Source organism: Pseudomonas sp. SJZ103 (assembly GCF_007828335.1).
In the GTDB taxonomy this organism is placed as follows: Bacteria; Pseudomonadota; Gammaproteobacteria; order Pseudomonadales; family Pseudomonadaceae; genus Aquipseudomonas.
Genome location: NZ_VIUN01000023.1, coordinates 51,611 through 61,746 on the forward strand (window position 1 = coordinate 51,611; position 10,136 = coordinate 61,746).

Annotated in this window: 9 protein-coding genes and 1 pseudogene; 4 read left to right on the plus strand and 6 right to left on the minus strand. The window is 61.0% G+C overall.

Annotation, left to right across the window (positions count from 1 at the left end):
- Positions 1-12 precede the first annotated feature (12 nt).
- Both FBY10_RS32390 and FBY10_RS32395 read right to left on the minus strand, forming a co-directional pair.
- Positions 13-747: a methyl-accepting chemotaxis protein gene (locus FBY10_RS32390; protein ID WP_371921008.1), complete on the minus strand. Its 735-nt coding sequence runs from the start codon at positions 745-747 to the stop codon at positions 13-15.
- A 120-nt stretch (positions 748-867) separates the two neighbouring features.
- A pseudogene (locus FBY10_RS32395) lies at positions 868-1,647 on the minus strand (cache domain-containing protein); the annotation flags it as partial.
- Between the two features lie 229 nt (positions 1,648-1,876).
- On the opposite strand from FBY10_RS32395, the gene FBY10_RS30205 reads away from it, so the two are divergent.
- Positions 1,877-2,707, plus strand: coding sequence for an undecaprenyl-diphosphate phosphatase (locus FBY10_RS30205; protein WP_145338827.1), 831 nt, complete (start codon positions 1,877-1,879; stop codon positions 2,705-2,707).
- The gene (locus tag FBY10_RS30210; RefSeq protein ID WP_131696492.1) at positions 2,704-3,087 is read left to right on the plus strand and encodes a DUF1294 domain-containing protein; all 384 of its coding nucleotides are present in this window, start codon (positions 2,704-2,706) and stop codon (positions 3,085-3,087) included. Before FBY10_RS30205 ends, FBY10_RS30210 begins: the two co-directional genes overlap by 4 nt.
- Here FBY10_RS30210 and FBY10_RS30215 read toward each other — a convergent pair.
- Together FBY10_RS30215 and FBY10_RS30220 are read right to left on the minus strand one after the other, a co-directional pair.
- On the minus strand, positions 3,076-3,432 hold the full coding sequence (locus FBY10_RS30215; protein ID WP_145338828.1) for an MmcQ/YjbR family DNA-binding protein: 357 nt from the start codon (positions 3,430-3,432) through the stop codon (positions 3,076-3,078). The genes FBY10_RS30210 and FBY10_RS30215 overlap by 12 nt on opposite strands.
- On the minus strand, positions 3,429-4,337 hold the full coding sequence (locus tag FBY10_RS30220) for a LysR substrate-binding domain-containing protein (protein WP_131696490.1): 909 nt from the start codon (positions 4,335-4,337) through the stop codon (positions 3,429-3,431). The genes FBY10_RS30215 and FBY10_RS30220 overlap by 4 nt, the downstream gene beginning before the upstream one ends.
- A 126-nt stretch (positions 4,338-4,463) precedes the next feature.
- Here FBY10_RS30220 and FBY10_RS30225 point away from each other — a divergent pair, with 126 nt between their 5' ends.
- On the plus strand, positions 4,464-5,075 hold the full coding sequence (locus FBY10_RS30225; protein ID WP_145338829.1) for an FMN-dependent NADH-azoreductase: 612 nt from the start codon (positions 4,464-4,466) through the stop codon (positions 5,073-5,075).
- A 241-nt stretch (positions 5,076-5,316) separates the two neighbouring features.
- Positions 5,317-6,354 (plus strand): dienelactone hydrolase, encoded by a 1,038-nt coding sequence (locus FBY10_RS30230; RefSeq protein WP_145338830.1) that lies wholly within the window; start codon positions 5,317-5,319, stop codon positions 6,352-6,354.
- On the opposite strand, the gene FBY10_RS30235 is transcribed toward FBY10_RS30230, so the two are convergent.
- On the minus strand, positions 6,348-7,523 hold the full coding sequence (locus FBY10_RS30235) for an MFS transporter (RefSeq protein ID WP_145338831.1): 1,176 nt from the start codon (positions 7,521-7,523) through the stop codon (positions 6,348-6,350). The two genes, FBY10_RS30230 and FBY10_RS30235, sit on opposite strands and share 7 nt — an antisense overlap.
- A 168-nt stretch (positions 7,524-7,691) precedes the next feature.
- Positions 7,692-9,278 carry an ABC-F family ATPase gene (locus tag FBY10_RS30240; RefSeq protein ID WP_074846575.1) on the minus strand — a complete coding sequence of 529 codons (1,587 nt, stop codon included), beginning with the start codon at positions 9,276-9,278 and terminating at the stop codon, positions 7,692-7,694.
- Between the last annotated feature and the right edge of the window lie 858 nt (positions 9,279-10,136).

A 10,136-nucleotide genomic window follows, 5' to 3' on the forward strand; every position in this document is an offset into this window, starting at 1 on the left:
TTTGGAGCGGTGTTAGACCTTGAACTGGCGCAAGAGGCCGTCGAGCTGCTCGCTCAGCCCGCGCAAGTGCACGCTGGCCACGTTAGACTGTTCCGCCGCCAGCGCGGTGCTGTGGGACAAGCTCGCAGCCTGGGTGACGTTTTGGTTGATGTCTTCCACCACATGGGCCTGTTGCAGGGTGGCGCTGGCAATCGAGGCATTCAAGCCGTTGAGGTTGTGCAGGGCCTGGCCGATGGCGGTGAGGCTGGCACCGGCCTGGCCGGCTTGTTCGATGGTCAGTTGCGAGGCGCTGTGGCTGTCGCTGATCACCTTGACCGCTGCTTCCGAGTGACCTTGCAGACGCTCGATCATCGCCTGGATCTCGGCGGTGGATTTTTGCGTGCGCTGGGCCAGCAGGCGGACTTCATCGGCCACCACGGCAAAACCACGGCCTTGTTCCCCGGCGCGTGCCGCTTCGATGGCGGCGTTGAGCGCCAGCAGGTTGGTCTGGTCAGCGATGGAGCGGATCACTTCCAACACACCACCGATCTGCGTGCTTTCGCTGGACAAGGTGCGGATCACTTCCACGGCCTCGCTGATGGTGGTGGAAAGCTGGTCGATCTGCTGCAGGCTACTGTCGATATTGACCTGGCCTTGCTGGGCCTGAGCCTGGGCATCGCGCATTTCGCTGGCGGCGTGTTCGGCGTTCTTGGCCACGTCCTGCACACCGTAGGTGACTTCATTGATGGCGGTGGCCACCAGTTCCATCTGCTGGGACTGTTGCTGGCTGCGGTCATGGGCCTGGGTCGCGTTGTTGCCCAGTTCCGTGGAGGACTGGCCCAGGGCGTTGGCGCACACCTGCAACTGGCTGACGACCTGGCGCAGCTTGGCAGTGAAACTGTTGAAGTGTTGGGACAGCTGGGTGACTTCGTCGCGGCCGTCGGTGTCGAGGCTGCGGGTCAGGTCGCTTTCGCCGCTGGCGATATTACCCATGGCGTTCACTGCGTCCTGCAAGGGGCGCACGATGCTGCGGGCAATCAGCGATACCAGCAGGGCCATTACCACGGCGATGCCCAGACCGATAAACGAGGCCTTCCACACCTGGCTGTTGAACTCGGCCTGCACATCGTCCACGTACACGCCGGAGCCGATGATCCAGCCCCACGGCTCGAACAACTGGATATACGAGGTTTTCGCCACCGGCGCATCGGCGCCCGGCTTCGGCCAGCGGTAGTTGATGATGCCGGCGCCCTTGGCCTTGGCGAGGATCACGAACTCGTTGAACACGGCAAACCCATCGGGATCGCGGATGGCCGAGAGGTTCTGGCCGTCCAGCTTCGGGTTGGCCGGGTGCATGATCATCACGGGGGTGAGGTCGTTGATCCAGAAATAGTCGTCGTGGTCATAGCGCAAGCCGCGCACCGCGCTCAGGGCTTGTTTTTGCGCGGCTTCGCGGGTCATCACCCCGGTGGTTTCGAGGCTGTGATAAAACGTCAGGATCCCGCTGGCGGTCTGGACCACGTGCTGGGTCTGCTGGCGCTTGGCCTGGTAAAGGTCGTCGTGGATCTGCTTGAGCATCAGCAAACCCAGGGCCATCAGCATCAGCACGGCGACGATCAGGATCAACCAGAGGCGTCGGCTGATCGACATATTACGCAAACTGTTCATCGTCCTGTCACTCCGGGCTTTTTATAATTGTGGGCGTCGCATCGACTTTTACGCCTTGTCTGATAGGCTTTCGGCCTGAAATCGCAAAACCTGAGTACTGCCTGATTTTTCACAGAATTTTTGCAGACCGGCATTGACCCATGGTCAACACCGGGCCTTCAGTGCGCTCGTCAGTGAACCATTAAAAGATTGATAAGGCATGCCACAGGGCATGACCTTTGGGGGAAGCATGGATTTTTGGACAGCCATTCAGGCATTGATTCTTGGCGTAGTGGAGGGGCTTACCGAGTTCCTGCCGATCTCCAGCACCGGACACCAGATTATCGTCGCCGATTTGCTCGACTTCGGCGGCGAACGTGCCATGGCGTTCAATATCATCATCCAGCTGGGTGCGATCCTCGCGGTGGTCTGGGAATTCCGGCGCAAGATCCTCGATGTGGTCACCGGCTTGCCGACCCAGCGCAACGCTCAGCGCTTCACGGTCAACCTGCTGATCGCGTTCCTGCCGGCCGTGGTGCTGGGGGTGATCTTTGCCGACCTGATCCACCATTACCTGTTCAACCCGATCACCGTGGCCACTGCGTTGGTGATCGGCGGCGTCGTCATGCTGTGGGCCGAGCGCCGCGAGCATGAAGTGCACGCCGAAAGCGTCGATGACATCACCTGGAAAGATGCGCTCAAGGTCGGTTTTGCCCAGTGCCTGGCGATGATCCCGGGTACGTCGCGCTCCGGCTCGACCATCATCGGCGGCCTGCTGTTCGGCCTGTCGCGCAAGACCGCCACCGAGTTTTCGTTCTTCCTGGCCATGCCGACCATGGTCGGTGCGGCGGTGTACTCGGGCTACAAATACCGCGACCTGTTCCAGCCGGCGGACCTGCCGGTGTTCGCCATTGGCTTCGTCACCTCGTTCATCTTCGCGATGATCGCGGTCAAGGGCCTGCTCAAGTTCATTGCCAGCCATAGCTACGCGGCATTTGCCTGGTACCGTATTGCGTTCGGCCTGCTGATCCTGGCGACCTGGCAATTCGGTTGGATCGACTGGGCTGCGGCCAAGGCATGATGATTCAACACCCACGCCTGAAAGCGGCGATTTTTGTGCTGCTGTGCACGGCGCCGCTGCTGGGTTCGGTGTTGGTGTGGCTGCGCGGTGAAACGGTACTTCCGTTGGCGGCCTATGGCGTGGTCAGCGTGCTGGCGTTCTTCCTGTATTGGAGCGACAAGCGCAAGGCCCTCACCGACAGCTGGCGCACCCCGGAGAACATCCTCCACGCCGTGGAGCTGGCGGGCGGTTGGCCGGGGGCATTGATTGCCCAGCAGGTGTTCCGGCACAAGACGCGCAAGGTGTCTTACCAGGTGCTGTTCTGGGTGATCGTGCTGTTGCACCAGGTGTTCTGGCTGGACCAGTTGTTCCTCGGTGGCACGCTACTGTCAGTTCTCTAGCAGCAAGCCGACCTGCGTGCGCTTGGGCAGTTTGCTCACCACCAACTGGTGGGAGCGCTGCAACAAGCCGCGCAGTTCCTCGGCGCCCAGCGGGTAGGGCGTGTTCATGATGATCCACTGCGCGCGTGCCAGGTACGGCGCCGGGTGGATGCCAGGGCGGTCCACATGGCCGAGGAACAATTCCTTGTCGACCTTGAACGCCAGCGAATCACCGCGCAGGTTTTGCAGGGCGAACATCTTGTTGCCCGCTATCGAGAACACCCGCACGCCACCCCATTTGTAGTCTTCCCGCGCGCCGGGCAGGCTCAGGCAGAAACTCGCGACTTGTGCTTCGGTCATCTTCATAGCAAGCGGTCTCCGCAGCTCTTAAAGCCTTCTTCCAGGTAATCGATCCAGGCCCGAATCGCCGGCAGCACGCCACGGCGATGCGGGTAGACGGCCTGGAGCCAGCCGCCCGGCAACGACCATTGCGGCAGCAGTTGCACCAACCGACCGTTGGCCAGTTCCTCTTCGCAGTACATCATCGGCAGCACGGTAAAGCCCAGACCCATGACGGCGCTGGCCTTGCGCACGATGAAGTCGTCGATGCCCAGGCGGGCTTCCATCGCCAGATCGTGTGGGTTGCCCTGGGGGTCAAGGATGCGCTGATGCACCAGGCGATCCGCCTCCAGCGCACCGAGTATCGGCAGTTGCTTGAGATCGTCGAGGGTGCTTACCTGGCGACCGAGCATGAATGCGGGGCTGGCGACCAGCACGGTCTGGGCCTGGCGCAGGCGCTTGGTCACCAGCAGCGGGTCTTCGTCACCAAGCTCGCGCACTCGCAGTGCCACATCGATGCCTTCGGCGACCAGGTCGACGCGGCGGTTGACCAGGGTCATCTCCAGCTGTACCTGGGGGTTGGCGGCGAGAAATCCGGCGACCAGTTCCGGCAGGAAGTGCTGCGCCAGCCCCACCGGGCATGTGACCCGCAGCCGCCCGCGGGGTTCGCTGGACATGCTGGCCACCGCCTCGTCGGCCATTTCCGCCTCCAGCAGCATCGCCTGGCAGTGGCGCAGGTAGCGCTCGCCAACGGCGGTCAGGGTCAGTTGCCGCGTGGTGCGTTGCAGCAGGCGCGCGCCGAGGCGCTCTTCCAGTTCGGCAATGCGCCGCGACAGCCGCGACTTGGGAATGCCCAAAAGCCGCCCGGCCGCCGCGAAGCCGCCGGCTTCGACGACTTTGGCGAAATAGTAGAGGTCGTTGAGGTCTTGCATGGTCAGCCTATTGTCCTGTCAGTGGGACAAACTATCGCAATTCAGGCGACTTATCGACTATTGGTTTCATGCGTAGCATCACCACCATCTGATCGCCACTGTCGATCCCACACTCGGAGATCCACCATGAAACTGTTGCACATCGATTCCAGCATCCTCGGCGACAACTCGGCTTCCCGTCAGCTCAGCGCTGGCGTAGTCAAGGCCTGGCAAGCGGCCGAGCCGGGTGTGGAAGTGACCTACCGCGACCTCGCCAGTGAAGGCATCAACCACTTCTCCGGCGCGACCCTGGACGCCCTGGGCACCGCCGCCGAACTGCGTGACGCCGCACAACAGCACGAGGCCGACCTCAGTGCCAAGACCCTGGCTGAATTCCTCGCCGCCGATGCCGTGGTATTGGCTGCGCCGATGTACAACTTCACCATTCCAACCCAATTGAAGGCCTGGATTGACCGCATCGCCGTCGCCGGTCAGACCTTCCGTTACACCGAAGCCGGCCCTGAAGGCCTGTGCGGTAACAAGAAAGTCATCATTGTTTCCACCTCCGGCGGCCTGCATGTTGGCCAGGCAACCGGTGTTGCCCACGAGGAATACCTGAAAGTGATGCTGGGCTTCCTCGGCATTACCGACATCGAATTCGTACGCGCCCACGGCCTGGCTTATGGTGACGAAGTACGCAGCAAATCCATCAGCGACGCGAACGTACTGATCAACGAACAATTGTTCGCCGCTGCGTAAGGCTTGTGTAAATTTCGCCTCTGCTCGGTTTCTATCTGAAGCCGGGCGCCTAAACTCTGTATTCTGGTCGTCTTGAAGCGACTGGCGTACGGAGTTTTTTCGTTTACCCGCTGTCATTACCTTGGCCCAGGTTATGCACTCATGGGTTTATCACCCAGTGTGAGTACCTTGAGCCATGGACTTTTCAAATAGACATGCCGCGGGTGTTGAACGTGGTCACGCAGCAAAGGTGGACATCCTCATGATGCGTCTTTGTGCCGTTATGGTTCTTTCCCTGCTCGGCGGCCTGATTTCAGTGCACGCCGCGCCTGCGCCGCACCCCCATTGGAGTGTGGGCTTCCATCGCATGACCTTTCTCGACCCGCTGGATCTGCAACCGATGAAAGCGGTGGCGTTCTACCCGTCCACCGACGATGAACACAGCACCCAACTGGGTCCCTATCACGTCGCGGCTACCGAAGACTCCAAGATCGCCATTGGCCGCTTCCCGATGCTGATGCTGTCCCATGGCAACACCGGTACGCCGTTGGCTCTGCATGACCTGGCCACCTCCTTGGCGCGTAAAGGCTTTGTGGTGGTCGCGGTATTGCACCCCGGCGATAACTACAAGGACCACAGCCGCCTGGGCACGGTAAGTAACCTGTACGGCCGGCCGATCCAGATTTCCGAAGCGATCACCGCGACCTTGGCCGACCCGATGCTGTCGCCGTTCGTCAACGTCGATCAGGTGGGCGTTATCGGCTATTCGGCCGGTGGCGAGACCGCGTTGATCCTGGCGGGGGCCAAGCCGGATTTCGATCGCCTGCGCCGCTATTGCCAGGAACGCCCCGAAGATCGCGATGCCTGCACCACCAAAGGTGAACTGGTGGTGGACCGTGACGACCTCCAACCACAATCCGACCCGCGCATTCATTCGTTGATGTTGATGGCGCCATTGAGCCTGATGTTCGGCCGCCACACCCTGGCGGATGTGCACTTGCCGGTGCTGCTCTACAGCGGCGACGGCGACAAGCTGGTGGCGGTAGACAAAAACGCCGCCGCCCTGGCGCGCAAGCTGCCGGAACCACCGGACTTCAAGTTGCTGGCGGGGGCAGGGCACTTCGTGTTCATGGCTCCGTGCGACAGCGACCAATTGGCCGCGATGCCGGCGATCTGCACCGATGCCGACGGCGTCGACCGTGAAGGCATCCACCGCGACCTGATTTCCGAAGCCGGGCGTTTTTTCACCCACACCCTCGGCCAATCTACCCGCGCCGGCTTGCAGACCGCCGATCAGTAAGCGCGGCGCTTGAGCAGCAAGGTCACGCCCAACGCCGTGACCGACAACAGCGCCGCGCAGAAGAAGATCCAGCTGTAACCCAGGTTCAACGCCACGGCACCCATCAATGGCCCAGCAATCGCCAGGGCCAGGTCGAAAAACACCGCATACGCACTCAGGCCCGCACCGCGGCTGCTGTTTGGCACCTGTTTGATGGCTTCCACGCCCAGTGCCGGGTATACCAGCGACAAACCAAAGCCGGTCAGCCCCGCACCGATCAAGGCCACGCCGGTGGACGGCGCCAGCCACAGTAACGTCAGGCCCAAGGTCTCGATGATCATGCACGCAATCGCCGCCCTGAAGCCGCCAAAACGGCTGATCGCCGAGATGAACACCAGCCGCGAGACGATAAAACACACGCCAAACACCGTGAGGCAGTACGCCGCGCCGACCCAGCCGCGATTGAGGTAATACAGGGTGATAAAGGTGGTCAGGGTGCCGTAGCCGATGGACGCCAGGCACAGGCTGGCACCAAACGGTGCGATGCGCCCGAACACCGCCCAGAACGGCAGGCGCTCGCCGCGCACCACCGGCACCGAGGGTTTGTTGCGGATCAGCACCAGGCCCAGCGCCGCCAATACCGACAGCGCGATACCCAGGCTGGTGTAGCCATATTCGGCGACCATCACCACTCCGAGCGGCGCGCCGATGGCGATGGCGCCGTAGGAGGCAATGCCATTCCACGAAATCGATCGCGCGGTATGTTCGGCACCCACCTGGCCCATGCACCAACTGATGGTGCCCACGCCGATCAGGCCCTGGGCCACGCCCAGCAGCAGCCGGCCGGCGATCAGAATCCCCAGGCTCAGGTTGGGCAGGCTGTCCACCAGGGTGGCGAAAAACGTCAATACACCGCTGATCAGGATCCCCGCCAGCCCCAGCACAATCGCGCGCTTGGTGCCGACGTTGTCGGACATGCGTCCGGCCATGGGACGGCTGAGCAGGGTTGCGAGGTACTGGGAGCCAATGGTGATCCCGGCCACCACCGCGCTGAAGCCCAGTTGCTCATGGACATAGCCCGGGATTACCGCAATCGGCAGGCCGATGCAGATAAAGGCGATGAAGGTGTAGAAGACGATGGAGACGATCTGCAGGGTGATCGACAGTGAACTGGGGGCGGCGGCAGACATGGGCACTCGTTCGCGGGCGGGCGGTGAGCGCATCATGGCAAGGGCTTGGGGGAAAAGGAAGCAGGCTAACTACTTTGACTGAGAAACCGGCTTTTGTGGCGAGCCCGCTCGCCACAAAAGCCCGCTCGCCACAACGAGCCTGTTCCCCACAGTTTCAGGTCACTACTTTTAGAACACCACGCCTTGGCTGCGCAGGTAGTCGTCGTAGGTACCGCTGAAGTCGATCACGCCGTTGGCGCTCAACTCGATGATGCGGGTGGCCAGGGACGATACGAACTCACGGTCATGGCTGACGAAGATCAGCGTGCCCGGGTAGTTCTCCAGCGCCAGGTTCAGCGCCTCGATGGATTCCATGTCCAAGTGGTTAGTCGGTTCGTCCATGATCAGCACGTTCGGCTTTTGCAGGATCAGCTTGCCGAACAGCATGCGGCCTTGCTCACCACCGGAGATCACCTTGACTGACTTGAGGATCTCGTCGTTGGAGAACAGCATGCGCCCCAGGGTGCCACGGATCACTTGCTCGCCTTGGGTCCACTGGCCCATCCAGTCGAACAGGCTCATGTCGTTTTCGAAGTCACTCGCGTGATCCTGGGCGTAGTAGCCCAGTTCTGCCGCGTCGGTCCACTTGATGCTGCCGGCATCTGGAGTCAGTTCGTTGACCAGGGTGCGCAGCAGGGTGGTCTTGCCGATACCGTTCGGGCCGATGATCGCCACACGCTCGCCGGCTTCAACCTGGAAGCTGAAGTCCTTGAACAGCGGCTTGCCGTCGAAGCCTTTGGCCATGCGCTCGACGATGACCGCCTGGCGGTGCAGCTTTTTGGTTTGTTCGAAACGGATGAACGGGCTCACGCGGCTCGAAGGCTTGACCTCGGCCAGCTGGATCTTGTCGATCGCCTTGGCACGGGAGGTCGCCTGCTTGGCTTTCGAGGCGTTGGCCGAGAAGCGGCTGACGAAGGATTGCAGCTCGGAGATCTGCGCTTTCTTCTTCGCGTTGTCCGACAGCAGTTGCTCGCGGGACTGGGTCGCCACGGTCATGTACTCGTCGTAGTTGCCCGGGAACAGGCGCAGCTCGCCGTAGTCCAGGTCAGCCATGTGGGTGCACACGCTGTTCAGGAAGTGACGGTCGTGAGAGATGATGATCATCAGGCTGGAGCGCTGGGTCAGGATGTTTTCCAGCCAGCGGATGGTGTTGATGTCCAAGTGGTTGGTCGGTTCGTCGAGCAACAGCACTTCCGGGTCGGAGAACAGCGCCTGGGCCAGCAATACACGCAGTTTCCAGCCGGGGGACACTTCGCTCATCGGGCCGAAATGCTGTTCCAGGGGAATGCCCAGGCCCAGCAGCAACTCACCAGCACGGGATTCGGCGGTGTAGCCGTCCATCTCGGCGAACTCGGTTTCCAGCTCGGCCACGGCCATGCCGTCGTCTTCGCTCATTTCCGGCAGCGAGTAGATACGGTCGCGCTCGGCCTTGACCTTCCACAGCTCTTCGTGGCCCATGATCACGGTGTCGAGCACGGTGAATTCTTCGTAGGCGAACTGGTCCTGGCGCAGCTTACCCAGGCGCACATTCGGCTCCAGCATGACCTGGCCACCGGACGGATCGAGGTCGCCGCCGAGGATTTTCATGAAGGTCGACTTGCCGCAACCGTTGGCACCGATCAGACCATACCGGTTGCCGGCGCCGAACTTGACCGAGACGTTCTCAAAGAGCGGCTTGGCGCCGAACTGCATGGTGATGTTAGCTGTGGAGATCAATTACTTTACCTATCAATGGGTTGCGAGCGTGGCGGCAGGAGCCTTCAGGCATGCATCAACAGCGACATCAAGGCGCGAAACCCGGTCGCTGAGCAAAAAATGGGGGATGTGTGTTGGAATTTGGCGCGCATTGTCGCATATGTGAGGCGACAGTTGTATGGCGGCCGACGAGGGATATTCAGCGCTCTGAATGTGGCAAGCCATTGCGGGTGCAGGTCGGATGCCTGCTTGACGTACTCCGAGCTCGTTGGCGGCGGGAAAATGGAAGGTGTTTCCAGCACCTGACCTTTGTTTTTTTCGCGCGCTCAGCTGCTTTCCCTGGCGAATAGAGGGCTTTGCAGGGGGCTATCATTCAACAAAACGAAGCGCTCAATAAATCGTATTGGGCCAGTGATCGTGCTCGTACATCTTCGCTATCTGGTCTGCTTATTCCAGCGTAAAGGGGTCAACCTCCTTTTTGTTGCGCTTGGGTAGTGGAGCGTTTCACTGCGCCGGCTGCCGTTCCACATAAACCGGATGCGGATCGATCCGTCGTTGAGTTGTTCTGCTGCTGACATGTGTGGTCCTGGCCGCGCGGGGTGGCGGAGAGTAGCCCACCGGTTTCCGGCAGGCTTATTCAGAGGGGAAAGGGCTACATCAAGGAGGCAACATGCCCCTGCGGTTTGCTGCCGCATATCCTGTCGCGTTTTAAGATTGATGAAGCCCAGCCGAAGCAATGGCGCGCCGGTGATGACCAGTTTTGTGACTGTCGAGCGCTCGACCTTGAATCGCCCCGGGTTTCGTAGACACCTCCATGCCTTAAAATGAGGCCAATCAGGAGGTGCCATGAGCAACCCGCGTTATCCCGAAGAATTCAAA